At 70.9% G+C, this 24,429-nt stretch carries 21 protein-coding genes and 5 tRNA genes; 16 read left to right on the forward strand and 10 right to left on the reverse strand.

Annotation, left to right across the window (positions count from 1 at the left end; all coding sequences use genetic code 11):
- Positions 1-121: 121 nt before the first annotated feature.
- The 6 genes from AB852_RS29460 to AB852_RS29485 all read right to left on the reverse strand — a co-directional run bounded on the left by AB852_RS29460 (position 122) and on the right by AB852_RS29485 (position 9,758).
- Positions 122-535, reverse strand: a complete 414-nt coding sequence (locus AB852_RS29460; RefSeq protein WP_073793419.1) for a roadblock/LC7 domain-containing protein — start codon at positions 533-535, stop codon at positions 122-124.
- Between the two features lie 10 nt (positions 536-545).
- The gene (locus AB852_RS29465; RefSeq protein ID WP_073793274.1) at positions 546-3,878 is read right to left on the reverse strand and encodes a sensor histidine kinase; all 3,333 of its coding nucleotides are present in this window, start codon (positions 3,876-3,878) and stop codon (positions 546-548) included.
- Between the two features lie 356 nt (positions 3,879-4,234).
- On the reverse strand, positions 4,235-4,813 hold the full coding sequence (locus tag AB852_RS29470; RefSeq protein WP_073793275.1) for a GTP-binding protein: 579 nt from the start codon (positions 4,811-4,813) through the stop codon (positions 4,235-4,237).
- On the reverse strand, positions 4,794-5,204 hold the full coding sequence (locus AB852_RS29475; protein ID WP_073793276.1) for a DUF742 domain-containing protein: 411 nt from the start codon (positions 5,202-5,204) through the stop codon (positions 4,794-4,796). The genes AB852_RS29470 and AB852_RS29475 overlap by 20 nt, the downstream gene beginning before the upstream one ends.
- 161 nt (positions 5,205-5,365) lie before the next feature.
- Positions 5,366-5,779: a roadblock/LC7 domain-containing protein gene (locus tag AB852_RS29480; RefSeq protein ID WP_073793420.1), complete on the reverse strand. Its 414-nt coding sequence runs from the start codon at positions 5,777-5,779 to the stop codon at positions 5,366-5,368.
- Between the two features lie 10 nt (positions 5,780-5,789).
- Positions 5,790-9,758 (reverse strand): sensor histidine kinase, encoded by a 3,969-nt coding sequence (locus AB852_RS29485; protein WP_073793277.1) that lies wholly within the window; start codon positions 9,756-9,758, stop codon positions 5,790-5,792.
- A 601-nt stretch (positions 9,759-10,359) separates the two neighbouring features.
- Between AB852_RS29485 and AB852_RS29490 the strand changes: the two genes are divergently transcribed.
- From AB852_RS29490 to AB852_RS29530, 9 genes are all read left to right on the forward strand, one after another.
- Positions 10,360-10,554, forward strand: coding sequence for a hypothetical protein (locus AB852_RS29490; protein ID WP_073793278.1), 195 nt, complete (start codon positions 10,360-10,362; stop codon positions 10,552-10,554).
- A 973-nt stretch (positions 10,555-11,527) separates the two neighbouring features.
- Positions 11,528-12,325: a fumarylacetoacetate hydrolase family protein gene (locus tag AB852_RS29495; RefSeq protein ID WP_073793279.1), complete on the forward strand. Its 798-nt coding sequence runs from the start codon at positions 11,528-11,530 to the stop codon at positions 12,323-12,325.
- On the forward strand, positions 12,318-13,793 hold the full coding sequence (gene gltX / locus AB852_RS29500) for a glutamate--tRNA ligase (protein WP_073793280.1): 1,476 nt from the start codon (positions 12,318-12,320) through the stop codon (positions 13,791-13,793). Before AB852_RS29495 ends, gltX begins: the two co-directional genes overlap by 8 nt.
- A gap of 16 nt (positions 13,794-13,809) precedes the next feature.
- Positions 13,810-14,535, forward strand: a complete 726-nt coding sequence (locus AB852_RS29505) for an HAD family hydrolase (RefSeq protein ID WP_073793281.1) — start codon at positions 13,810-13,812, stop codon at positions 14,533-14,535.
- Positions 14,536-14,625: 90 nt separating this feature from the next.
- Positions 14,626-14,697 (forward strand) — tRNA-Gln (locus AB852_RS29510).
- A gap of 21 nt (positions 14,698-14,718) precedes the next feature.
- Positions 14,719-14,791, forward strand: a tRNA-Glu gene (locus AB852_RS29515).
- 84 nt (positions 14,792-14,875) lie between these two features.
- Positions 14,876-14,948, forward strand: a tRNA-Glu gene (locus AB852_RS29520).
- A 31-nt stretch (positions 14,949-14,979) separates the two neighbouring features.
- Positions 14,980-15,051: transfer RNA gene (locus AB852_RS29525), tRNA-Gln, on the forward strand.
- A 63-nt stretch (positions 15,052-15,114) separates the two neighbouring features.
- Positions 15,115-15,190, forward strand: a tRNA-Glu gene (locus AB852_RS29530).
- An 80-nt stretch (positions 15,191-15,270) separates the two neighbouring features.
- Here the strand turns inward: AB852_RS29530 and AB852_RS29535 are convergent.
- On the reverse strand, positions 15,271-15,972 hold the full coding sequence (locus tag AB852_RS29535) for a MerR family transcriptional regulator (protein WP_073793282.1): 702 nt from the start codon (positions 15,970-15,972) through the stop codon (positions 15,271-15,273).
- Between the two features lie 84 nt (positions 15,973-16,056).
- Here AB852_RS29535 and AB852_RS29540 point away from each other — a divergent pair, with 84 nt between their 5' ends.
- Positions 16,057-16,554 (forward strand): DUF4188 domain-containing protein, encoded by a 498-nt coding sequence (locus AB852_RS29540; protein WP_178391151.1) that lies wholly within the window; start codon positions 16,057-16,059, stop codon positions 16,552-16,554.
- A gap of 95 nt (positions 16,555-16,649) precedes the next feature.
- On the opposite strand, the gene ndgR is transcribed toward AB852_RS29540, so the two are convergent.
- Entirely contained in the window at positions 16,650-17,366 is a 717-nt protein-coding gene (ndgR, locus tag AB852_RS29545; protein ID WP_007384919.1) for an IclR family transcriptional regulator NdgR, read from the reverse strand.
- A gap of 186 nt (positions 17,367-17,552) precedes the next feature.
- On the opposite strand from ndgR, the gene leuC reads away from it, so the two are divergent.
- The 4 genes from leuC (at position 17,553) to AB852_RS29565 (ending at position 21,036) form a co-directional block, all read left to right on the forward strand.
- The gene (gene leuC, locus AB852_RS29550; RefSeq protein ID WP_073793283.1) at positions 17,553-18,983 is read left to right on the forward strand and encodes a 3-isopropylmalate dehydratase large subunit; all 1,431 of its coding nucleotides are present in this window, start codon (positions 17,553-17,555) and stop codon (positions 18,981-18,983) included.
- 5 nt (positions 18,984-18,988) lie between these two features.
- Complete coding sequence (gene leuD / locus AB852_RS29555; RefSeq protein ID WP_073793284.1) at positions 18,989-19,582, forward strand: 3-isopropylmalate dehydratase small subunit; 594 nt, start codon at positions 18,989-18,991, stop codon at positions 19,580-19,582.
- Positions 19,583-19,955: 373 nt separating this feature from the next.
- Positions 19,956-20,183, forward strand: a complete 228-nt coding sequence (locus tag AB852_RS29560; RefSeq protein WP_073793285.1) for an SCO5555 family protein — start codon at positions 19,956-19,958, stop codon at positions 20,181-20,183.
- 169 nt (positions 20,184-20,352) lie between these two features.
- Positions 20,353-21,036 (forward strand): HU family DNA-binding protein, encoded by a 684-nt coding sequence (locus tag AB852_RS29565; protein WP_073793286.1) that lies wholly within the window; start codon positions 20,353-20,355, stop codon positions 21,034-21,036.
- A gap of 87 nt (positions 21,037-21,123) precedes the next feature.
- On the opposite strand, the gene AB852_RS29570 is transcribed toward AB852_RS29565, so the two are convergent.
- Positions 21,124-21,327, reverse strand: a complete 204-nt coding sequence (locus AB852_RS29570; RefSeq protein WP_073793422.1) for a hypothetical protein — start codon at positions 21,325-21,327, stop codon at positions 21,124-21,126.
- 405 nt (positions 21,328-21,732) lie between these two features.
- A complete protein-coding gene (cofC, locus tag AB852_RS29575) occupies positions 21,733-22,425 on the reverse strand; it encodes a 2-phospho-L-lactate guanylyltransferase (RefSeq protein ID WP_073793287.1) in 693 nt (230 codons plus the stop codon).
- Between the two features lie 209 nt (positions 22,426-22,634).
- Here cofC and AB852_RS29580 point away from each other — a divergent pair, with 209 nt between their 5' ends.
- Both AB852_RS29580 and AB852_RS29585 read left to right on the forward strand, forming a co-directional pair.
- Positions 22,635-23,402: a lysophospholipid acyltransferase family protein gene (locus tag AB852_RS29580; protein ID WP_073793288.1), complete on the forward strand. Its 768-nt coding sequence runs from the start codon at positions 22,635-22,637 to the stop codon at positions 23,400-23,402.
- Entirely contained in the window at positions 23,399-24,409 is a 1,011-nt protein-coding gene (locus tag AB852_RS29585) for an NAD(P)H-dependent glycerol-3-phosphate dehydrogenase (protein WP_073793289.1), read from the forward strand. Before AB852_RS29580 ends, AB852_RS29585 begins: the two co-directional genes overlap by 4 nt.
- The last annotated feature ends 20 nt before the right edge of the window (positions 24,410-24,429 follow it).

Consider the following 24,429-nt stretch of genomic DNA (forward strand, 5'->3'; position numbering starts at 1 on the left):
CTGTGGAGCCGCGTCCCGAAACCTTACGGCCCAGGGACACACGTACGCATCGCCTCGTGGTCGGTGGGGGTCGCCCCGCCCGGGAATTGTCCCGATTCCCGGAAGGCCCCGCACCTACCGCTCAGTTGAGCAGGCTGCCCTGGAGTTCGGCGCGCAGATCCGGCGTCAGCACCGAACCCGCGCGGTCCACCAGCAGTGCCATCTCGTACCCCACGAGACCGATGTCGGCCTCGGGGTGCGCGAGGACGGCCAGCGACGAGCCGTCCGAGACCGACATGATGAAGAGGAAGCCGCGCTCCATCTCCACCACGGTCTGATTGACACTGCCGCCTTCGAAGATCCGGGACGCCCCCGCCGTGAGCGAGGTCAGACCGGAGGCGACCGCGGCGAGTTGGTCCGCGCGGTCACGGGGGAAACCTTCGGACATCGCCAGAAGGAGTCCGTCGGCGGAGACCACCACCGTGTGGGACACCCCGGGGGTGTTGTCCACGAAGTTGGTGATCAACCAGTTCAGGTTCTGTGCCGCCTGGCTCATCGGGCTCACACTAACGCTCCTGGTCGTAGGTACTCCCAGAACCACTGCGGTCGTCCTCAGTGTTCTGGCCGTTCTTCTCACTCCCCGCCTGACGCCCCCGCTGAACACCCTGGCGCAGATTGCTCAGCCTGCCCCGGACGTCCTCGGGGGCCCGGGAGACCTGGGGGCCGCCCTGCGGGGTCTGCTCCGCGGTGCCCTCGACCAGGTTGGCCCGGGGCACCCGCCGCGGCAGCCCGGAGGAGGTGACCCCGCCCGCCTTGGGTTTACGGAGCTGCTCGGCGCGCTGCCACCGCTCGTCGTTCGTCGAGCGCCAGTCCACGACACCGGTGCCGTCGGTCCCGGACGGCTCGTCCTGCTCCGCCCGTTCCTGACCGCCGTCGTCCCGGACGGGGTCCGCCGGCCATGGCCGGTCTTCGCTCGCGGCGCCGTTGCCGTCCGCTGGGGAACCGCGTCGCGGCAGACCGGCGCCGGTCAGCGATTGTCCGGTGGACGCGGCCGTACCGGGACGGTCGAAGCCTACGCGTTCCGGCGCACCCGCGTCAGCGGGCCCGACGGATTCCGGATAGGGCGTTCCCTCCTGCTGGAGGCCCTGCGGGTACCCGTTCAGGGGCTGCTGGTCGGCCTGGGGGGCGCCGGTGCCGTAGCCGCTGTAGGGGTCCGTCCCGAATCCGGCCGGATCTTGCTGTGCCGCGTCCGGATACGGGGTCTGCCGGTACTCGCCGGCCGACTGGAAGAAGGGGTCGTCGTAGCCGCCGCGCCGGGTGGGCTCGTAGCTGTTCGTGGCCGGTTCGTATCCGTCGGACGGGGCTGTGTATCCGTCCGGCGAAGGCGTGTAACCGTCCGGCGAGGGCGCGTAGCCGCTCTGCGGGTCGTAACCGGTGGGCTGGTCGTAGCCGTCCGGCTGCGGGTACCCGTCGTACGGCTGCTGGGTGTCCGCGCCGTAACCGGGGGCGTATCCCGGTCCTTCGGCGGTGCCGGGGCGGCCGTCACCGGCCTCCTGCGCGGCCCTGCGCTCCTCGCGCAGCAGGGAACGGCCGACCGGGTCGGGATCGCCGGAGCCGTCGGGGACCGCGGCGTAGCGGCTGTCGTCGAAGCCGAGTTCGGCGGCGGTGCGCAGCGGGGGCTGCTGGTAGGACTGCGGGCCGGGGACGGCCTGCGGCCCGGGGAGCCCGGCCTGCGTCTGCGGCGCCGGGACGCCGGCCGGGCCGTCGCCGGGGTGCGCCGCTCCGCCGCCGCCGTGGGTGATGACATCGGGGAGCATGACGAGCGACGTGGTCCCGGCCTGCTCGCCCGAGGGGCGGAGCTGGACGCGGATACCGTGCCGGTCGGCGAGCCTGCCGACCACGAACAGGCCCATGCGCTGGGAGATCGCGGCGTCCACGGTCGGCGGGTTGGCCAGCTTGTGGTTGATGTCCGCGAAGTCCTCGGGGGTCAGCCCGATGCCCTTGTCATGGATCTCGATCATGATCCGGCCGTCGGGCAGCCGGGTCGCGGTGACCTTGACCTTGGTCTGCGGGGACGAGAACGTCGTCGCGTTCTCCAGCAGCTCGGAGAGCAGATGCACCAGGTCGGTGACCGAGCGGCCGTGGATGTCGGCCTCGGGGACCCCGGACAGCTCGATCCGCTCGTACTGCTCGACCTCCGAGGCGGCGGCCCGCAGCACGTCGACGAGGGCGACCGGCTGGTCCCAGCGGCTGCCCGGCTCCTCGCCCGCGAGGATGAGCAGGTTCTCGCCGTTGCGCCGCATCCGGGTGGCGAGGTGGTCGAGCCGGAACAGGTTCTCCAGCTGGTCCGGGTCGGCCTCGTTGTTCTCCAGGTCCGTGATGAGGGTGAGCTGGCCCTCGATGAGGGACTGGTTGCGGCGGGAGAGATTGGTGAAGATCGCGTTGATGTTGCCCCGCAGCAGGGCCTGTTCGGCGGCGAGCCGGACGGCTTCGCGGTGCACCTGGTCGAAGGCGCGGGCGACCTCGCCTATCTCGTCCGTGGTGTGGATCGGGATCGGCTGGACCCGGGTGTCGACGCGGCCGGGCTCGGTGCGCGAGAGCTGGTCGACGAGCATCGGCAGCCGTTGTTCGGCGACGCCGAACGCGGCGCTGCGCAGCTGCCGCATGGCCCGGCTCATCTGCCGGGCCATGAGTCCGGCCAGGACGAAGGCGGTGAGCAGGGCGAGCACGACGGCCCCGCCGGTGATGAGGGTGTCGCGGCGCGCGGTGTCCGCGATGCCGGCGGCCTCGTTCACGGCCTTGTCGGCCAGGTCCGCCTCGATGGTGCGGTAGCCGTTGAACTTGAGGGTGTTCACCGCCCACCAGTTGTCGGCGGTGACGCCGTCACCGGCGAGCTTCTCGCGGGCGCCCTTGGAGGTGTCGGGCAGGGCGGCCATGGCGGCCACCATCTCGGTGGTCGAGGGCGGTGCCTCGTAGTCGGTCCCGCTAGCGGTGGCCTCGGCGGCGGCCTTCTCGACCTGGGCCTCGTGATCGCTCTTGATCTTGGCGGTGACCCGTTCCAGCTCGGCCATGTCCTCGGGGGTGCCGCCCCCCGCGTACTCGTCCATGGCGATGCCCTCAAGGTAGGCATAGCTGCTGAGGGCGAGCCGCTGGCGGGCCAGGTCGGCGGGGGCGGGGCCGGGCTCGACCAGGATGTGCGTACCGACGGAGCGCTGGAGGGAGGCCGCGGCCTTGCCCAGCGAGATGGCGTACACGGTCCGGCCGTAGCTGGTGATGTTGCCGGTGCCGAGGCCGAGCTCGTTGGCGAACTCCATCAGCGGGTGCTGGACCTCGACGTAGCCCTCCTCGGTCTGCACCCCGGGGAGCTTGGCGGTGTAGGCGTCGGCGCGCAGGTCGGCGAGATCGCCCTCGACCTTGCGGAAGGTCTCCAGCCTGCGCAGCAGACCGTCCTTGCGGGGCATGTCCCGGGCGGCGGTGTCGAAGGCGTTCGCCGCCTTGTCGGTCTCCTGCCGGGCCTTGATGACGGCCGGGTCGTCCGTGCGGCCCCGGAGCAGGGGCACGGCGGAGACATCGCGTTCGTCGAGCAGCTGGTTGGCGTAGGTGAGGGAGGCCCGGACCAGCCGGGCGGTCGCCTCCGCGTCCTCCGCCTCGTTCCAGGTGTCGATCGATCCCTTGACCTGGAACCCGCCCATGACGAGTCCGACGAGGACGGGTATCAGGAGGATGGCGTTCAGCCGGGTCGGGACCCGCCAGTTGCGCGGTGAGAGACGTCCGCCGGTGGGTCCGGCGGGAGGCGGTGGGGTGGAGCCGGGCCGGGACGCGTCGGACCCGGCCGCTCGGGGCGGCGGCGTGAAATTGCCCCGCGCCGAGGGCTCGGGACCGTTCTTGCTTCGCCTCACTCGACCAACAACCTCTCGGCGCCGGCACCGATCCTGTGCCGCATCGTCGTCTCCGGGCTGCCCTTGGCTACTGGGCAGTTCAGCGCATTCCAGCACGTCAGGCTGTGCGATTCCAAACAGTCGGAAGCGACGGTTCCGGCTCCGTGAGGTGACAGATAAAAGGGATATAAAGAGCGAGCCCCGCCAAAAGGCGGGGCTCTTTGTGGCACAGCGGCACCAGTCGACTGCGACACGTGGCGGGCCGTGCTCGAATTCTCTGTCGAAATGTTATGAACACCGTGACCCGCCGTGTCAAACCCCACAGCGGGCGTCCGTACTCCTACGACAACTGCCGTATACAACTTCCTACTTGGCTGCTACCGCAGCCGGGCCATCAGGGCGTGCTCGACCAGTGTGATCAGGCCACTCTTCGCGTCGGCGCGGTGCCTCGCGTCGGTGGTGATGATCGGTGTGTCGGGCCCGATCTGAAGTGCCTCACGGACCTCGTCGGGGGTGTAGGGCTGGTGTCCGTCGAAGCCGTTGAGGGCGATGACGAAGGGCAGTCCGGAGTTCTCGAAGTAGTCGACCGCGGGGAAGCAGTCGGCGAGCCTGCGGGTGTCGACAAGGACGACGGCGCCGATCGCGCCGCGTACGAGGTCGTCCCACATGAACCAGAACCGGTCCTGTCCGGGAGTGCCGAACAGGTACAGGATCAGGTCCTGGTCGAGTGTGATGCGGCCGAAGTCCATGGCCACCGTGGTGGTGGTCTTGTCCCCGGTGTGGGTCAGGTCGTCGATGCCCGCGCTCGCGGACGTCATGACGGCCTCGGTACGCAGCGGGTTGATCTCCGAGACCGCGCCGACGAACGTGGTCTTGCCCACGCCGAACCCGCCCGCCACCACGATCTTCGCGGAGGTGGTCGAGCGCGTAGCCGAGTCAGAGCTTGCGAAGTCCACTGAGCACCCTTTCGAGCAGTGTCACATCAGGCTGGCCACCGGCGTTCTCGTCGCCACCGGGCTGATGGATGGCGACCAGGCCCGCCTCCGCCAGGTCCGCGACCAGGATCCGGGCCACACCGAGCGGCATCGACAGCAGCGCCGAGACCTCGGCGACGGACTTGACCTCACGGCACAGATGGCAGATCCGCTGGTGCTCGGGGAGCAGCCCCATCAGCGCGGCGGGATCCGCGGTCGTGCTCACGAGGGCCTCGATGGCCAGCTGGTACCGCGGCCTGGTCCGGCCGCCGGTCATCGCGTACGGACGCACCAGCGGCTGGTCGCCTTCGTGCCCGTACGGCGCGTGATGTGAGGCTCCGTACGGATCGTGAGAGGCGGTTGGCGGGGTCATGAATCCTCCGGGCGGGACAGCAGGGAGTCTGCGTGCCGTCTGACAGAGCCGGTGGGGGGACCGAGTGGCGGCCGGACGGTGGACGGGCGTTCGATCGGCGATCGGACGGACAGGACGGACGAGACCAGGAAACGAGAAGGCGGGCGACCCGCGTCAGCGGGTCAGTGGAGCAGACTGCCCTGGAGCTCGGCGCGCAGGTCCGGGGTGAGTACCGCACCCGCCCGGTCGACCAGGAGAGCCATCTCGTATCCGACGAGACCGATGTCGCACTCGGGGTGCGCGAGGACGGCCAGCGAGGAGCCGTCCGACACCTGCATGATGAAGAGGAAGCCGCGCTCCATCTCCACCACCGTCTGGGTGACGGTGCCGCCCTCGAAGATGCGGGACGCGCCCGCCGTGAGCGAGGTCAGACCGGAGGCGACCGCGGCGAGTTGGTCGGCCCGGTCACGGGGGAAGCCTTCGGACATCGCCAGAAGGAGTCCGTCGGCGGAGACCACCACCGTGTGGGACACCCCGGGGGTGTTGTCCACGAAGTTGGTGATCAACCAGTTCAGGTTCTGTGCCGCCTGGCTCATCGGGCTCAACTTAGTGCTCCTGCTGGTGAGTGGGGCGGGGGTGGTTGCCGGTCGACTGGCCGGTGTTGGCCTGCCGCCCCTGCTGGATGCCCCTACGGAGATTGGTCAGCCGTCCGCGTACGTCGTCAGGCGCACGCGACACCTGCGGACCGGTCTGGTGCTGCTGTTGCTGAGCCGTGCCCGCCACGAGGTTCGCGCGCGGCACCCGGCGCGGCAGCCCGGAGGTGGTGATGCCACCCGCGGTGGGCTGGCGCACCCGTTCGGCCTGCCGGACGAGCTCGTCATTGGGTGACGTCCGCCAGGAACCCGTACCGCCCTGCCCCGGACCCTGGCCGGGGCCGGGACGGGCGCTGTTCTGATCGCCGGTGGGGGTGTCCGCGGACCGGGCCGGCAGCGAGGGCCGCGGGCCCTGCCCCGGATGTCCGGACTGTTCGGGCTGTCCCTGCGGAACCGCCTGCTCACCGAGGGTACCGTCCGATTCCGGCCGCTCCGCCCGCTGGCCACGGAACCAGTCCGTCTCCAGCGTGTCGAACAGCGGGGTACGGCCGTCCCCGGGGCCCGCCGGAGGCAGCGCCTCCGGCTCGGTGGGCCGGTTCTGCCGCGGCGCCTCGGGGCCGTGGCCCTGCTGCGCCGGCGGCCTGCCGTACTCCGGCGCCGGACGTTCGAACTGCCCGGTGTCCGACGGGTCCTGACCGTAACCGCCGGGCCCGCCCTGCCCGCGGTCGTCGTAGCCGGTCACCTGGGGCACCGGGAACTGGCCGGTGTCCGACGGGTCCTGGCCCGCCGGCGCGCCGAAGACGTCCGAGCGGACGTACGGCCCGTCCTCCCCTTCGCCGGAGCGGGTGACACCCGGGTCCGGACTCGGGGAACCGAAGTCCTGCGGAGGCGGCGCGTCGTAGTCGGGACGCGTGAACTCCGAGGTCGCGCCCGCCTGCTGCCGGTCGTCGACCGGCGGGAACGCCGAGGTGTCGACGGGCGGCGCGGCGGAGTACTCGTCGAAGCGCGGGAACTGCGTGGTGGAGTCGTGCTCCTCATGACCCCGGGGGGAGTCCTGCGGGGCACGCGGCACCGGCGGCTGCGCGGTCCCGTCGCTCCAGCTCGGCGCCCGCTGGGCGTCGCCGCCGCCGGGCAGCTCGGCGCGCGGCGCGCCGCGCGCGGGGAGCTGCGGCCTGCGACCGCGCTGCCGGGAGGGGTCCTGGCCCTGGCCCGGACCGCCGGGACGGCCGTCCTGACGCTCGGCGCCCGGGGGCCGGGCACCGAATCCGTCGAAGCCGTCGCCGCGCCGGGGAGCGCCCTGGCGTCCGCCGGACGGGTCGTCCGGGAAACCGTCCTGCCGGGGGCCGTTGCCGAAGCCCGGCGCCCCGTCGAAGGCCCCGGGTCCGCCCTGCCCCGGAACACCCTGACCGCGGTCCGCGTACGGCAGCCCCTGGTGCTGGCCCTGGCCGGGGCGCTGGCCCTGGTTCGGTCCGTACCCCGGGCCCTGCTGGCCCGGCTGGCCACCCTGGCCGCCGGGACGGCCGGGCAGGCCGCTTCCGGTGCTCTGGAGTCCCTGCGGTCCCGCCGGGCCCTGGCCGAAGGCGCCCGCTCCCGCGGGGGCCGGACGGCCGCCGGGGACCTGCGGAGCACCGTCCCGGCCGGGCAGCGCGGCCCGGGGACCGCCCTGCGGACCGGGGCCGAGGTACCCGGGGGTGCCGGGGCCGTTGCCGACCGAAGGGCCGGGGCCGCGGCGGGCGGCGGCCGCGCCGGCCGAGGCCTGCGCGGCCGCCGGGCCACCGGGGATACCGGGCGTGCCGGGCTTGCCGACCGGGGGCTTCTTGTTGCCCTGGGCGACGTCCACGGGAAGCATGACGAGCGCGGTGGTGCCACCGGAGTCCGAGGGCCGCAGCTGGATCCGGATGCCGTGCCGCTGGGACAGCCGGCCGACCACGAACAGACCCATGCGGCGGGAGACGGAGACATCCACGGTGGGCGGCGACGCCAGCCGCTCGTTGATCGCCGCGAGGTCCTCCGGCGACAGACCGATACCGGTGTCGTGGATCTCGATCAGCACCCGGCCGTCGGGCAGCGCGTGCCCGGTGACCTTGACCTTGGTCTGCGGGGAGGAGAACGACGTGGCGTTCTCCAGCAGCTCGGCGAGCAGGTGGACGAGGTCGTTGACGACACGGCCGGCGACCTCGGTGCCGGGCACCGAGGACAGCTCGATCCGCTCGTACTGCTCCACCTCGGACGCGGCGGCACGCAGCACGTCGACCAGCGGCACCGGCCGGGTCCATCGGCGGCCGGGCTCCTCACCGGCGAGGACCAGGAGGTTCTCGCCGTTACGGCGCATACGGGTCGCGAGGTGGTCGAGCTTGAACAGCGACGAGAGCTGGTCGGGGTCGGCCTCGCGGGACTCCAGCTCGGAGATGAGCGAGAGCTGACGCTGGATGAGGCCCTGGGAACGGCGCGACAGGTTGGTGAACATCGCGTTGACGTTGCCCCGCAGCAGGGCCTGCTCGGCGGCCAGCCGGACCGCCTCGCGGTGCACGTCGTCGAAGGCCGCGGCCACCTGGCCGATCTCGTCCCGGGAGTGCACACCGACCGACTCGACGGAGGTGTCGACGTCCTGCGGGTCCGACTCGGACAGCTGCTTGACCAGCTCGGGCAGCCGGTCCTGGGCGACCTTCGTCGCGGTGTCCTGGAGCCGCCGCAGCGAGCGGATCATGGAGCGCGCCACGATGAACGCGCCGACCAGCGAGACACCGAGCACGAGCAGGATCACGGCACCGCTGATGATCGCGCCCTGCTCCGACTCGTCGCGCAGCTCGCGGGCCTTGTCCTCCATCTCGCCGAGCAGGGTCCGCTCGATGTTGGTCATCGCGTTGATCTTGGTGGTACTGGCGTCGAGCCAGTCCTTGTACGAGCGCTTCTTGCTGTTCTCCATGGCGCCGGGCGACTCCAGGACCCGATCGGCGTAGGCCATCGACTCCTTGATGTTGGAGTTGCCGTCGTCGATCGGCTTGAGGAGTTCCTTGGCGTCGCCCTCGTAGATCGTCTTGAAGCCGGTGAGCTCCGCGTCCTCCTTGCTGAACGCGTTCGCCGCGTAGCGCCGGTCCAGCTCGGAGAGACTGCCCTTGTCCTTGTTGTTCGCGGGGAGGGCCGCGGCGATGACCGCGCGCTGCACCGACGCGTACTCCTTGGCGGACGAGAACGCCGCCAGGGCGCGGGTGCGCTGGACCATCTCCGGGTTGCTGGTCGCCTGCGCCATGTCCTGCGAGAGGGCCAGCAGCTCCTCGATGAGCATGCTGTAGGCGTCGACGGTCTGCGAGGACGAGTTGCGGTCCGTGTACGCCGCCGCGCGGGCGTCGCTGAGGCCGCGGAGCTGGCTGGCGATCTGGCGGACCGAGGAGTTGATCCCCTCCAGGCCCTCCCGCCCGCCGACGTCGTCGATCGGCTTGGTGCCTTCGAGGAAGGCCTGACGGGCCCGGTCGGTTTTGTCCCGGGGGCCCTTGACGTCGAAGTCGGAGGCCTTGCCGCCGTGCGCGAGGGGACCGGCGGAGCTGTCACGCTCGTCCTGGAGCGCGGCGGCGAGCTGGGTGGCCTGCTTGGTCAGGTCCGTCAGCAGCTTCATGTTGTCGAGCTGCTGGATGTCGTCCATCGACTGGTTGATCCGCAGGGCGCCCAGCGAGGTCGCGGCGACCACGGGGAGGGCGAGCAGCGAGACGAGCCGGGTGGAGATGCGCCAGTTGCGCAGCGCGACACGGGAGCCGGTGTTGTGGGGGCCCTTGCCCTTGGACTTCGCCTTGGGGGCCGGGGGCGGGCCGCCCGCGGGGCCGGGGCCGGGGCCGCCGGGCGCGGACTGGCGGGCGGAGTCCGCGCTGCCGATCATGGACACGGGTCCTGGGTTCTGGGCGTGCTGGGGCGAGGAGCCACGGTCGGTCCCGCCGCGCGGCTCCGGCTCCGCCGGACCGCTGCCATCCCTCTTGAAACGTCCCTGCACTAGCGTCGCAACCTCTGGACCAGGCGTCCCCCCGCAGTGCGGTGGGACGGTGTCGGCGTCAAGCAGGAGCACCGCGTGTTGCCGTGTCCTGTGGTGGTCGTGAGTGACCGGCGCTGCCCCCACCCGCCGCTCACTCGGCGCTTCGCTGCGCCCCCTGTGCGCCGGTTGGTTCCCGCGGCGGTCCCGGGAATTCCAGCACAGTGCCGGATCTCCAACAAGAGCGGAGGGCCAGGCTGTGACCTCGGTGACGCGCAGTGAGGCCCGGGTCACCGGACGTAGAACCTTATCTGGTGCACAACGGACAAATTGCTACGAGGTGCAGGAAGTGTCCGGGTGTCCCAGTCGCGATGATCGGGAGCGGAATGACGGCTTCGGGTGGGTAATGCCCCTTTCACTCCCACTCGACCCTCATGTTAAATGTCGGGAATATCCCCTGGGTCGTGAGCAAACTCACACCCTGTTTCCTGCGTCATCCTGCCGCAGTCGGGGAATTGCGCGTTTAGCCTGACGCTTTACACCGCTGGCAGTAATGACAACCCGTGCGCCGGGAGCGCCATGTGGCGGGCCCGGCGTCCCGAATCAGGACAGGGTCCGCACTCAGATGAAGACCACGATGCTGCTCCGCAACACCGCCAATCCGCGTCGTACCACGCTGGCGCATGTCGATGATGTCGCGGAGTTCCGGGGTGGGGGCGAGGCGCTGGTGCACTCGCTCGATCTGCCGGCCCAGACGGCCAACCCCCGCCGCACCATCCTCATGACCCCGCCCGCGCCGTTCGTGCCGTCCCCGGCGTAACGCCTTCGCTTGCGCTTCTGAGGTTTCTCCCGCTGGGCGTCTTTCGTTTCTGTGCGGTCGCTCGGTGGTTTCGCGGTTCCCCGCGGGTCGCCTTCGCTTGCGCTTCCCAGGTCTGTCCGGCGGGGCGTGCTTCGTTCCTGTGCCGTCGTTCGTGGGTTTGCGCAGTTCCCCGCGCCCCTGTCGGGGCGCTGCCTGTCTGGTGTTGTCGGTCGGGTGCGGGGCGGTTCTCGTTTTCGCGCAGTTCCCCGCGCCCCTTTGGGGCGCGTCCGGCTTGTTCTTCGGGTCGGTGCCGGTCGGGATTCTCCGTCCTCGCTCCAACGCGCTCGGTACGACGTCCCCCTTGCCCGACTGAAGAGCATCGGAGTCTGCGGGCAGAGATTCCCGCCCACCCCCTCCGGCAGCAGCGCGACTGCGGGAGGAAGGGGGTGCCCCTTCAGGGGCGCGGGGAACTGCGCACCCCCGTCCGACCCGCACGGGAACAGGTACGCCCAGGAGTGGAACCCCAGGGGCGCGGGGAACTGCGCAAAAACGAGGGCGGCCCCGCACCCGAAGAGCGACCGCAAGTGGGCAGCACCTCAGGGGCGCGGGGAACTGCGCACCCCCGTCCGACCCGCACGGGAACAGGTACGCCCAGGTGGGGAACCTCAGGGGCGCGAGGAACTGCGCACCACCGAGCGACGGCACAGGGACAAGTGCGCCCAGCGCAGGAGACCCGGGGGGCGCGAGCGAAGGCGACCTGCGGGGAACTGCGCACCCACCGAGCGACGGCACAGGGACAAGTGCGCCCAGCGCAGGAACCCGGGGGGCGCGAGCGAAGGCGACCTGCGGGGAACTGCGCACCCACCGAGCGACGGCACAGGGACAAGTACGCCCAGCGCAGGAAACCCGGGGGGCGCGAGCGAAGGCGACCTGCGGGCTGAGCGTTAGCCTGGGGCTTCACCGGTCCAGCGGAAAGAAAGGGGCGCCAGCCACCGTGCGCATCGCCAGATTCTCCATCGACGGCAATGTGGCCTTCGGCGTGGTCGAGGGCGACAGCCCGCCCGGCTCCACCGACGGTCTGGTCCTCAACATCATCAAGGGCATCCCGTTCGCGGAGTTCGAGACGACCGGCACCAGGGTCCCCCTGAACCAGGTCCGTCTGCTCCCCCCGGTCCTCCCCAGCAAGGTCATCGGCATCGGCCGCAACTACGCCGAGCACGCCGCGGAACTGGGCAACGAGGTCCCCGCCACCCCCGTCGCCTTCCTCAAGCCGAGCACCTCGGTGATCGGCGACGGCGACGGCATCGCGTACCCGTCCTTCTCGCAGGAGGTCCACTACGAGGCCGAACTGGCCGTGGTGATCGGACGCCTCTGCCGCGATGTCCCGCACGAGCGGGTCAAGGACGTGATCCTCGGTTTCACCTGCGCCAACGACGTCACCGCGCGTGACATCCAGCGCAGCGACAACCAGTGGTCGCGTGCGAAGGGCTTCGACACCTCGTGCCCGCTCGGCCCCTGGGTCGAGACCGGCATCGACCTGGCGACCGCGGCGAACCTGACCCTCCAGTGCACGGTCAACGGACAGCAGCGCCAGCTCGGCAGCACCAGCGACATGGTCAGGTCGGTCGAGGACCTGATCGTCCATGTCTCCGAGGCCATGACGCTCCTCCCCGGGGACGTCATCCTCACGGGCACCCCCGCCGGGGTCGGCCCCCTGAACGTCGGCGACGAGGTCGCCGTCTCCATCGAAGGCATCGGCACTCTCACCAACAAGGTGATCACGCGTGGTTAACGGACCCGTCCGTGTACGTTTCTGTCCCTCGCCGACCGGCAACCCCCATGTGGGCCTGGTCCGCACCGCCCTCTTCAACTGGGCGTACGCCCGGCACGAGAAGGGCACCCTCGTCCTGCGCATCGAGGACACCGACGCGGCCCGTGACTCGGAGGAGTCGTACGAGCAGCTCCTCGACTCGCTGCGCTGGCTCGGGCTCGACTGGGACGAGGGCCCCGAGGTCGGCGGTCCGCACACCCCGTACCGGCAGTCGCAGCGCATGGACATCTACGCCGACGTCGCGGACAAGCTCCGCGCGGCCGGTCACGCGTACCCCTGCTACTGCACCACCGAGGAGCTGGACGCGCGCCGCGACGCCGCCCGCGCCGCCGGCAAGCCCTCCGGGTACGACGGCCACTGCCGTGACCTCACCGATGAGCGGAAGGCCGCGTACGAGGCCGAGGGCCGTACCCCGATCACCCGGTTCCGGATGCCGGACGGGCCGATCACCTTCACGGACCTGGTCCGCGGCGAACTGACCTTCACCCCGGAGAACGTCCCGGACTACGGCATCGTCCGTGCCAACGGCGCCCCCCTGTACACGCTCGTCAACCCCGTCGACGACGCCCTCATGGGGATCACCCACGTGCTGCGCGGCGAGGACCTGCTGTCCTCCACCCCCCGCCAGATCGCGCTCTACCAGGCGCTCATCGGACTGGGCCTGGCCGAGGCCGTCCCCGCGTTCGGGCACCTGCCGTACGTGATGGGCGAGGGCAACAAGAAGCTGTCCAAGCGTGACCCGCAGTCCTCGCTCAACCTCTACCGTGAGCGCGGCTTCCTGCCCGAGGGACTGCTCAACTACCTCTCGCTGCTCGGCTGGTCCTTCTCCGCCGACCAGGACGTCTTCTCCATCGACCAGATGGTCGCGGCCTTCGACATCGCCGACGTGAACGCCAACCCGGCGCGCTTCGACCTCAAGAAGGCCGAGTCCATCAACGCCGACCACATCCGGCTGCTCGATGTGAAGACCTTCGCCGAGGCCTGCGAACCGTGGCTGCGCGCGCCGCACGCCCCCTGGGCGCCCGAGGACTTCGACCGGACCGCGTGGGAGGCCATCGCCCCGCATGCCCAGACCCGGCTCACCGTCCTGTCGGACATCACCGCCAACGTCGACTTCCTGTTCCTGAAGGAGCCCGTCGCGGACGAGGCGTCCTGGCAGAAGGCCATGAAGGAGGGCTCCGACGCCCTGCTGCGCACGGCCCGCGCCAAGCTCGCCGACGCCGACTGGAGCAGCCCCGAGTCGCTCAAGGGAGCCGTCCTCGCGGCGGGCGAGGAGCACGGCCTCAAGCTCGGCAAGGCCCAGGCCCCGGTCCGGGTGGCCGTCACCGGCCGTACGGTCGGCCTGCCGCTCTTCGAGTCGCTGGAGGTCCTGGGCAAGGACCGTGCCCTGGCCCGGATCGACGCGGCACTGGTGAAGCTGGCGGGCTGACGGTTACCGTCGGCGTATGAGCATTCGCGCCGTGGTGTGGGACATCGACGACACGATCTTCGACTACACCACGGCGGACCGCGCCGGGATGCGGAGTCATCTGAGAGCCGAGGGCCTGCTGGAGCGGTACGGGACCGCCGAGCGGGCCCTCGCGCTCTGGCGGGAGGTCACGAACGCCCAGTGGCGGCGGTTCGAGGCGGGCGGGGTGTCCTTCGAGGACCAGCGCCGGGACCGCGTCCGGATCTTTCTCGACGCCCCGCTCACCGACGCGCAGGCGGACGACTGGTTCCACCGGTACGTGGCCTACTACCAGGACGCCTGGGCCCTCTTCCCGGACGTCCTGCCCGCCCTGGACGCCCTGGCCGGCAGCCACCGGCACGCGGTGCTGTCGAACTCCTCCCTGCGCAACCAGGACCACAAACTGCGGGTCCTCGGCGTCCACGACCGCTTCGAGTCGGTGCTGTGCGCCGCCGAGCTGGGCATCGCCAAACCCGCCGCCGAGGCGTTCCACGCCGCGTGTGACGCTCTGCGACTGCCCGCCCACGAAGTGGCGTACGTGGGTGATCAGCCGGAGATCGACGCCGTGGGCGCGGAGGCCGCCGGGCTCTTCTCCGTATGGCTCGATCGCGGGCTGTGGACGGCGGAGGTCCCGCCGGGGCTGCGCCGGATCACCTCGCTCGCCGAACTCCCCGCGCTGCTCCGCGCGGATACCCGTTTTGGAGCGCCGTCCACCTTCGGGTAATGTTCTTCCTGCGCCGCCCGAGAGGGCCGAGAAGGTCCGGCCGGGAAGCGCGATACCGAACAAGATCCCCGCGAGGGGGTTGCGTCGCGGTGGCCTATGGTGTAATTGGCAGCACGACTGATTCTGGTTCAGTTAGTCTAGGTTCGAGTCCTGGTAGGCCAGCTCGCAGAGCTTATCTGCATCGCCCCCGTTGTGTAGCGGCCTAGCACGCTGCCCTCTCAAGGCAGTAGCGCCGGTTCGAATCCGGTCGGGGGTACTGATCCATCCCGCATGATCGCCAGGTAGCTCCTGCCGACCCAGCGGTGACAACACCCGGTGATCAGCCGGGTGGGATCGCCAGGCCCCCGTTGTGTAGCGGCCTAGCACGCCGCCCTCTCAAGGCGGTAGCGCCGGTTCGAATCCGGTCGGGGGTACGCACTCGGTCCAGTAAAACCGGACCAGCCATGGCCTATGGTGTAATTGGCAGCACGACTGATTCTGGTTCAGTTAGTTTAGGTTCGAGTCCTGGTAGGCCAGCGCGGTTCCGCTCACCCCAAGCACCTTCCGTGCGTGGGTGACGGGCAGCACAGTACGACTCAGGCCCCCGTTGTGTAGCGGCCTAGCACGCCGCCCTCTCAAGGCGGTAGCGCCGGTTCGAATCCGGTCGGGGGTACCAGAGCTGTAGCGAAGAAGGGCCCTCCCCACGGGGAGGGCCCTTCTCGTGCACCCCCGGGGCCGGGGCCGGTCCCTGCCGCGTCAGCCGTCCGCCTCGGGGGCGTCGTCCCCCGGTGCGTGCTCCTGCTCGCCGAAGCGGCGGTACGACTCCTCGCCGTCCGCGAGCCGTCGCAGGCTCAGCAGCACCGGCTCGTAGAGCACCGTCACCGCGATCGCCGCCTCCACCTGCTCGTCCGCCGGGCCGTACCCCTGCACCATGTCCAGATCGGCCACCGCCAGCCGCTCCGCGAGCCGGCCGTACGGCGTCAAGTGGTCGATGTCCCACGGGTATCCGAGCTGCGCCAGCCGTACCAGCGCGCCGACCAGCGTCCGGTACGCCGGGGAATCCGCGCCCGCCAGCCGGGCGAACGGCCAGTCGAGCCGGTCCAGCAGCGCGTCCACCGCGCCACGGGCCGCCTCGGTCACCTCCGCACCGTCGTCGTCCGCCGTCACATCCGTCCCGCCGAGCTCATGGGGGAGCGCCCACACCGCCGCGCCCAGCCGCATGTGGTGGTCCAGCGAGTCGTCGTCCACCGCCGCGAGCACCTCCCGGACCGTCGCCACCGGGACCCGTCCGACCTGGATCATCGCCCGTACCAGCCGCAGCCGGCGCAGATGGACGTCGTCGTACGCGGCCTGGGTCGCGCTGACCCGGCGGCCCGCCGGAAGCAGTCCCTCGCGCAGGTAGTACTTGATCGTCGCGGTCGGGACCCCGCTGCGCGCGCTCAGCTCCGCGAGCCTCATGGCACTTGCACCCTTCGTTGGAGAGTGGCACTATCCAAAGAAGGATAGTGAGACTATCCAACCACTCTTGCCTGGGAGAACGCCATGGGTGCTGAGCCGAACAAGGGGCGGATGACGACCGAGGCCGACGAGGAGATCGTGGTCTTCCTCATCGGGATGCGGGTCAACAACTGGCGGGCGGTGCGCAGCTGGCTGCCGACCGTGCGTGCGATGCCGCCGATGCTCAAGGAGCTGTCCGACGATCCGGACTCCGGGATGCTCGGGTACCGCTTCCTCTACTCGCCCCGTGTCTTCAGCACGGTCCAGTACTGGGAGTCGAAGGAGAAGCTGCTCGCGTACGCCTCACGGCAGGACGCCGAGCACCGGCCGGCCTGGACCGCGTTCAACCGCCGCGCCCGGGACGGCCGGGGGAGCGTCGGGATCTTCCACGAGACCTACCTGGTCCCCGCGGGCGCCTACGAGAACGTCTACGTGGACATGCCCGCGTTCGGACTGGGGGCCGCCCGCGGCACGGTCCCCGTGGGGCGCCGGGGCGACCGCGCGGCCCAGCGGTTCGGCTCCGCGGCACCCGGCGGCGCCTGACCGTCCCGGCGGTCCGGTTCTTCGTGACGTACGCCGGGTCGCGGTCCTTCGCGGCGCGCCGGGCCGGTCGGGTCCGGCGCGCCGCTCGTACGGGATCAGCCCGTGCGGCGCAGGGCCTCGGAGAGCCGGGCCGCCGCGTCGATGACCGCCTGCGCGTGCATCCGCCCCGGGTGGCGGGTCAGCCGCTCGATCGGGCCGGACACCGAGACGGCCGCGACGACACGGTTGGACGGGCCGCGCACCGGCGCGGACACCGAGGCGACCCCCGGCTCCCGCTCCCCGATCGACTGCGCCCAGCCCCGGCGGCGCACACCCGACAGCGCCGTGGCCGTGAAACGGGCGCCCTGGAGACCGCGGTGCAGCCGCTCCGGCTCCTCCCAGGCCATCAGGATCTGCGCGGACGAGCCCGCCTTCATGGTCAGCGTGGACCCCACGGGCACGGTGTCCCGCAGTCCGGACAACCGCTCGGCGGCGGCCACACAGATCCTCATGTCACCCTGGCGCCGGTAGAGCTGCGCGCTCTCTCCCGTGATGTCCCGCAGATGCGTGAGCACCGGCCCCGCCGTGGCCAGCAGCCGGTCCTCGCCGGCCGCCGCGGCCAGCTCCGCGAGCCGCGGGCCCAGGATGAACCGCCCCTGCATGTCGCGGGCGACCATCCTGTGGTGCTCCAGGGCGACCGCGAGACGATGTGCCGTGGGCCGGGCGAGCCCGGTCGCCGCGACCAGCCCGGCGAGGGTGGCCGGACCGGACTCCAGGGCGCTCAGTACGAGAGCCGCCTTGTCGAGTACGCCGACACCACTAGAGTTGTCCATGCAACGATATTCGCGTCTCACTCTGTGAAACGCAAGTTCAATTCCCCGGGGAACTTGTCACCCTGTACGTCAGACGCCGCCCCGCCGACCGCGGGCCGGCGGTCGCTGCCTGGCACGAGGGGTACGGGCGACGGCGTTCACATCTCTAGTTGGGTCGGCCAACGACGGTCGACCGGAGGGAAAGCGATGGGTAGGACACTCGCGGAGAAGGTCTGGGACGACCATGTCGTCCGGCGCGCCGAGGGCGAGCCCGACCTCCTTTTCATCGATCTGCACCTGCTGCACGAGGTGACCAGCCCGCAGGCGTTCGACGGCCTGCGGCAGAACGGCCGCCGGGTCCGGCGCCTCGACCTCACCATCGCCACCGAGGATCACAACACCCCGACCCTCGACATCGACAAGCCCATCGCGGACCCCGTCTCGCGCGCCCAGCTGGAGACCCTGCGCAGGAACTGCGCCGAGTTCGGTGTCCGGCTGCACCCGCTGGGCGACGTCGAGCAGGGCGTCGTCCATGTCGTCGGCCCGCAGCTGGGCCTCACCCAGCCCGGGATGACCGTGGTCTGCGGTGACTCCCACACCTCCACGCACGGCGCCTTCGGCGGTCTGGCGTTCGGCATCGGCACCTCGCAGGTCGAGCATGTGCTGGCCACCCAGACCCTCCCCATGGCCCGGCCGAAGACCATGGCCATCACCGTCGACGGCGAACTGCCCGACGAGGTCACCGCGAAGGACCTGATCCTGGCGATCATCGCCCGGATCGGCACCGGCGGCGGCCAGGGCTACGTCCTGGAGTACCGCGGCCCGGCCATCGAGAAGCTCTCGATGGAGGCCCGGATGACCATCTGCAACATGTCGATCGAGGCCGGGGCCCGCGCGGGCATGATCGCGCCCGACCGGACCACCTTCGACTACCTCGAAGGCCGTCCGCACGCCCCGAAGGGCGAGGACTGGGACGCCGCCGTCGCGTACTGGAAGACGCTGCGCACCGACGACGACGCCGTCTTCGACGCCGAGGTCGTCATCGAGGCCGCCGAGCTGGCGCCGTTCGTCACCTGGGGCACCAACCCCGGTCAGGGCGCCCCGCTCTCCTCGAACGTCCCCGACCCGGCTTCGTACGACGACGCTTCGGAGCGGCTCGCCGCCGAAAAGGCCCTGGAGTACATGGGGTTGACCGCCGGACAGCCGCTGCGGCAGATCAAGGTCGACACCGTCTTCGTAGGTTCATGCACCAACGGCCGCATCGAGGACCTGCGCGCCGCCGCCGCCATCGTGGACGGCCGCAAAGTCGCCGACGGCGTACGGATGCTGGTCGTCCCCGGCTCCGCCCGGGTCGGACTCCAGGCCGTGGACGAGGGACTGGACAAGGTCTTCAAGGAGGCCGGGGCCGAATGGCGGCACGCGGGCTGTTCCATGTGTCTGGGCATGAACCCCGACCAACTGGCTCCCGGTGAGCGTTCCGCCTCCACGTCCAACCGCAACTTCGAGGGACGGCAGGGCAAGGGCGGCCGTACCCATCTGGTCTCCCCGCAGGTCGCCGCCGCCACCGCGGTACTGGGCCACCTGGCCTCCCCGGCCGATCTCGCCGAGGCCGACGTCGCCACACCCGCAGGAGTCTGAGGACCATGGAAGCCTTCACCACCCACACCGGCCGGGCCGTCCCGCTGCGCCGCAGCAACGTCGACACCGACCAGATCATCCCCGCGCACTGGCTGAAGAAGGTCACCCGCGACGGCTTCGAGGACGGGCTCTTCGAGGCGTGGCGCAAGGACCCCGACTTCATCCTCAACCGCCCCGAGCGCCAGGGTGCCAGCGTCCTGGTCGCGGGCCCCGACTTCGGTACCGGCTCCTCGCGTGAGCACGCCGTATGGGCGCTCCAGAACTACGGCTTCAAGACGGTCATCTCGTCGCGCTTCGCCGATATCTTCCGGGGCAACTCGCTGAAGAACGGCCTGCTCACGGTAGTGATCGAGCAGAAGGTCGTGGACGCGCTCCAGGAGCTGACCGAGGCCGACCCGCAGGCCGAGATCACCGTCGACCTCCAGGCCCGCGAGGTGCGGGCCGAGGGCCTCACCGCCCCGTTCGAGCTGGACGAGAACGCCCGCTGGCGGCTGCTGAACGGTCTGGACGACATCAGCATCACCCTCGCCAACGAGACGGACATCACCGCGTACGAGGCACGCCGGCCCTCCCACAAGCCGCGCACCCTCCCGGTCTGACCCGGCCGCGGCCCCTCGCGAGGCCCGGACCGGCCCGAACGGCCCAGTGCCGGCGGGCGGGTCCCGGCCACCGGGACCGGGGCCCGCCCGACCGCCCCGAACGGGCCCTTCCGGTGCCCCGGGCGCCCGCTCGACCCCCTTGATGTACCCCCATCCGTGCCACGGTTGGGGGTACATCCGTGTGCGCACTTTTCGGTGTCCGCCGCCCGCCCATGGCGGTCCGGTGCCGGGGCCAACTACCCTGCTGCCAGAGCGAGAAGAGTCCGAAAGGTGACTTGCGTGAGCGACCCGGATACTGACCCGAAATGCCCTCCGAGCTGCACAGTTGCACCCTGGGGGGGCGACAACTCGCCCTAGATGGCACAATCGGTGCATGGAACGCGACGACCAACTCCAGCTCTACGGGGTCGTGGCGGACCAATTGAAGGAAGCGCACGCCAAGGTGCGCGCACTGCAAGTCCCGGAGGGCGTACGGATGGCGCTGACCCGGAAGCTGCTGGTCATTACGGCCGTGGCCAAACACGACCTCGCCGATGCGGCAAGGCGTCTGAAGCGATTGAACGCGGACCTCGACGAGGGGCGAATCCCCGAAGACACCTGAGCGGCAGCCGCATCGGGTCATGACGGACGCGACCGAGCCGGCAGCGGTCGAGTTCGTTGCGGCACAAGGGTGATTAGCCCGTTTCGTGTTTGATTTGCGGTATATATCTGCCTAACGTGCGAAAAAGCTTGAACAGATTCGTTCTGGCAATGTCTCCGAAGGGGAAGACGTGAACAAGGCGCAGCTCGTAGAAGCGATTGCCGACAAGGTCGGCGGCCGTCAGCAGGCCGCTGACGCCGTCGATGCCGTACTCGACGCCATCGTGCGCGCAGTTGTCGGTGGGGACCGTGTTTCGGTCACCGGCTTCGGCTCGTTCGAGAAGGTCGAGCGGCCGGCGCGGTACGCCCGTAACCCGCAGACCGGGGAGCGCGTGCGGGTCAAGAAGACCTCCGTGCCCCGTTTCCGTGCGGGCCAGGGGTTCAAGGACCTGGTGAGCGGTTCCAAGAAGCTCCCCAAGGGCGGCGAGGTCTCCGTCAAGAAGGCCCCCAAGGGCAGCCTGACCGGTGGCACCAGGACCACCACCAAGGCCGCGGCGAAGAAGGCCACCGCCAAGAAGGCCACGGCCCGCAAGGCCACCACCACGGCCGCCGCCAGGAAGACGACGGCCGCCGCGAAGAAGACCACGGCCACCGCCAAGAAGACCACGGCGAAGAAGACCACCGCCACGGCGAAGAAGGCCACCCCCGCGAAGACGACGGCGGCCAAGAAGACCACGGCCACCGCCAAGAAGACGACGGCCGCGGCCAAGAAGACCGCGCCCGCGAAGAAGACCACCGCGAAGAAGGCGCCGGCCAAGAAGTCGACCGCGCGTAAGACGACGACCGCCAAGAAGGCCACCGCCCGCAAGCGGTAGGGCAGGGCCTCGTAGGCACTCACGCGCCGGGCCGGACTCCCCTCGGGGAGCCCGGCCCGCGGGCTGTCCGGGCGCTGTCCGGCGGCGTCAGAAGGTCTGGAGGGTGATCAGGGTGACGCGGCGGGCCCCGGCCTCGCCGGTGACCTCGATCCGGACGCGCTGGCCGGGGCGGAGCAGGCGGAGGCCGCCCGCGTCGAACGCGGGGGCGTCGAACGGGACGGGGGTGCCGTCGTCCAGGAGGACGCTGCCGCTGCGGGTCTCCTGGTCGTACGTGTACGCGGTGGCTTGCATCCCCACACGGTAGCTTCCCGGCGGGCGTGGGGCCGATGCTGCCTCCTGCGGTCGCCTTGTCCCTGCGGGTCGCCTTCGCTTGCGCTTCTGGGTCTGTCCGGGTGGGCCCGCTTGTCCCTGTGCCGTCGCTCGGTGGGTGCGCAGTTCCCCGCGCCCCTGGATGCTGCCCCTGTGCGTCGCTCTTCGGGTGCGGGCCGGTTCTCGTCTTTTGCGCAGTTCCCCGCGCCCCTTTGGGGCACCCCCGGTGGGTTCTTCGGGGCGGCGCCGGTCGGGATTCTCCGGACAGCCCGCGGACGACGGCCAGCCTCAGGAGGCTGAGGCGCCCCCAAAGGGGCGCGGGGAACTGCGCCCCCCGGACGACGGCACAGGAACAAGCGCGCCCACCCGGACAGACCTGGGGTGTGTTCAGGGGTGGGAGCGCGGGGGGTGTCCGGGGTGGGGGAGGAGGGTTGCTGCTTTTTGGGTGTGGGGGCCCACGCCGAGGGAAAGGGCGGTACGCAGATCCGCACCGGTATCGACGTCCTGGCGGACGGAATCGATACCCGGAAGCATGATCTCGGCCGCCCCGGAACCCCTGTGCCGCATTCTGGAGGCGTTCCCGAAAAGGGGCAGCAGTTCACGCCCGGACAACGCGGTGAGCAATGTCGTACCGATTCCCGCAGCATCCGCGAGGAATGCGCGCGGAAAACGGGCGGCCTGTTCGAGAACGCGGGTCAATTCCTCGGTGCGCAATGCGGGGAGGTCCGCGTTCAGCGCGGCCACCGCCGCGTCGGGCCGCCCCAGCCGCACCGTGGCCACGCCGTGCGTCAGCGCCGCGTTCAGCCCGTCGTCGGGCGTGCGGTCGCGGGCGCGGTCCGGCGCGCGGCGGGGCGCGTCGGGGACGATCCGCGCGCCCAGTCCGGCCAGTTCCCGCCCTGCCAGCGGGTCGTCCGTGACGACCACCACATCGCGTACCGCCGGGCTCGCACCCGCCGCGGCCACGGTGTCCTGCGCGAAGGCGAGGACCAGCCGGGGCCGTACGGCGTCCGGCGCGGTGTCCGAAAGCCTGCTCTTCGCCCGCGCCAAGGGCTTCAAGGGGACGACCAGCGTCCACCGCACACGCGCTCCGTCCCCGTTCATCGCGCCCATTGTGACCTGCCCCCGGTCCGGACCCCGCGCGCGGGCACCCCCGGACCCGCCCTGAGCAGGACGTGACCGCCGGCCCCCCGGGCGTACGGTGTCCTCGACAGAGGGGCGCCCCGGAGCCACACTTGGGCGCCTGACCAGGGGCTCACCGGGCCCCGGTGGAACGAGAGAAAGGTGTTCGCGTGTCCCGCCGAAAAGTCGGCTTCTGGTACCGCTTCGCGGCGGTCCTGTGCAAACCGCCACTGGTGGTTCTGTTCAAGCGGGACTGGCGAGGAATGGAGAACATTCCGGCCGAGGGCGGATTCATCACCGTGGTAAACCACAATTCGCATGTGGACCCGGTTGCCTACGCCCACTTTCAGTACAACACGGGACGAGTGCCCCGTTTCCTGGCCAAGCACGCTCTTTTCCGTAAGGGCTTCGTGGGTGCGGCGATGCGTGGCACCGGCCAGATCCCCGTCTACCGCGAGAGCACCGACGCGCTCAGCGCCTTCCGGGCCGCGATCGGCGCCGTCGAACGCGGTGAATGCGTCGCCTTCTACCCCGAGGGCACCCTCACCCGCGATCCGGACCAGTGGCCCATGATCGGCAAGACGGGCGCCGCCCGGGTGGCGCTGGCCACCGGCTGCCCGGTCGTCCCCGTGGCCCAGTGGGGCGCCAACCTGCTGCTGCCGCCGTACGCGAGCAAGCCCGACCTGTGGCCCCGCAAGACGCACCATGTGCTCGCGGGACCCCCGGTGGACCTCTCCCGGTTCCACGACCGGGAACCGACCCCGGAACTCCTCAAGGAGGCCACGGAGGTCATCATGGCGGCCATCACCGAGCAGCTGGAGCTGCTGCGCGGGGAGAAGGCCCCGCACACCCGCTACGACCCGCGCCATGTGCGAGTCGAACAGCGCCGCAGGACAGCGGCGGAACACATCGACCACGACATCGAGGGCGGCAAGTGACCAGCACCGTGAAGGCGGCCGTCTTCGGCACCGGCTCCTGGGGAACGGCATTCGGGATGGTGCTCGCGGACGCGGGCTGCGACGTGACCCTGTGGGGCCGCCGCGCCGGACTCGCCGACGCCGTCAACTCCACCCGGACCAACCCGGACTATCTGCCGGGCGTCGAACTGCCCGCGAACCTGCGGGCCACCACCGACCCGGCCGAGGCCGCCGCCGGAGCCGACTTCACCGTCCTCGCGGTTCCTTCGCAGACCCTGCGCGCCAATCTCGCGGACTGGGCGCCGCTGCTCGCCCCGGGCACCGTCCTGGTGTCGCTGATGAAGGGCGTCGAGCTGGGGTCCGCGATGCGGATGAGCGAGGTCGTCGAGGATGTCGCGAAGGTCGGCGCCGACCGCGTCGCCGTCGTCACCGGGCCGAACCTCGCCCGGGAGATCGCCGCCCGGATGCCCGCCGCGTCCGTCGTCGCCTGCGCCGACGAGGGCGTCGCCCAGCGGCTCCAGGCCGCGTGCCACACCCCGTACTTCCGCCCGTACACCAACACCGACGTCGTCGGCTGCGAACTGGGCGGGGCCGTCAAGAACGTCATCGGGCTCGCCGTGGGCATCGCCGACGGGATGGGCCTCGGCGACAACGCCAAGGGCTCGCTGATCACCCGGGGGCTCGCCGAGACGACCCGCCTCGGCCTCGCGATGGGCGCCGACCCGCTGACGTTCTCCGGGCTCGCCGGGCTCGGGGACCTGGTCGCCACCTGCTCGTCGCCGCTGTCGCGCAACCACACCTTCGGCACCAACCTCGGCAAGGGCATGACCCTCCAGGAGACCATCGCGGTCACCCGGCAGACCGCCGAGGGCGTCAAGTCCTGCGAGTCCGTGGCCGATCTGGCCCGGCGGCACGGGGTCGACATGCCGATCACGGAGACCGTCGTCGACATCGTCCACGAGGGCAAGCCGCCGGTCGTGGCGCTCAGGGAACTGATGTCCCGCAGCGCCAAGGCCGAACGCCGCTGAACCGGCCGCCCGGCGCCGCC

It is taken from the genome of Streptomyces uncialis (assembly GCF_001905345.1).
Taxonomy (GTDB): Bacteria; Actinomycetota; Actinomycetes; order Streptomycetales; family Streptomycetaceae; genus Streptomyces; species Streptomyces uncialis.

Bases quoted from the DNA above. Each gene is read 5' to 3' on its own strand.
- AB852_RS29460 (WP_073793419.1), bottom strand. From the start codon at position 535: ATGAGCCAGGCGGCACAGAACCTGAACTGGTTGATCACCAACTTCGTG.
- AB852_RS29475 (WP_073793276.1), bottom strand. From the start codon at position 5,204: ATGACCCCGCCAACCGCCTCTCACGATCCGTACGGAGCCTCACATCAC.
- AB852_RS29480 (WP_073793420.1), bottom strand. From the start codon at position 5,779: ATGAGCCAGGCGGCACAGAACCTGAACTGGTTGATCACCAACTTCGTG.
- AB852_RS29490 (WP_073793278.1), top strand. From the start codon at position 10,360: ATGAAGACCACGATGCTGCTCCGCAACACCGCCAATCCGCGTCGTACC.
- AB852_RS29505 (WP_073793281.1), top strand. From the start codon at position 13,810: ATGAGCATTCGCGCCGTGGTGTGGGACATCGACGACACGATCTTCGAC.
- AB852_RS29535 (WP_073793282.1), bottom strand. From the start codon at position 15,972: ATGAGGCTCGCGGAGCTGAGCGCGCGCAGCGGGGTCCCGACCGCGACG.
- AB852_RS29540 (WP_178391151.1), top strand. From the start codon at position 16,057: ATGGGTGCTGAGCCGAACAAGGGGCGGATGACGACCGAGGCCGACGAG.
- ndgR (WP_007384919.1), bottom strand. From the start codon at position 17,366: ATGGACAACTCTAGTGGTGTCGGCGTACTCGACAAGGCGGCTCTCGTA.
- leuC (WP_073793283.1), top strand. From the start codon at position 17,553: ATGGGTAGGACACTCGCGGAGAAGGTCTGGGACGACCATGTCGTCCGG.
- leuD (WP_073793284.1), top strand. From the start codon at position 18,989: ATGGAAGCCTTCACCACCCACACCGGCCGGGCCGTCCCGCTGCGCCGC.
- AB852_RS29560 (WP_073793285.1), top strand. From the start codon at position 19,956: ATGGAACGCGACGACCAACTCCAGCTCTACGGGGTCGTGGCGGACCAA.
- AB852_RS29570 (WP_073793422.1), bottom strand. From the start codon at position 21,327: ATGCAAGCCACCGCGTACACGTACGACCAGGAGACCCGCAGCGGCAGC.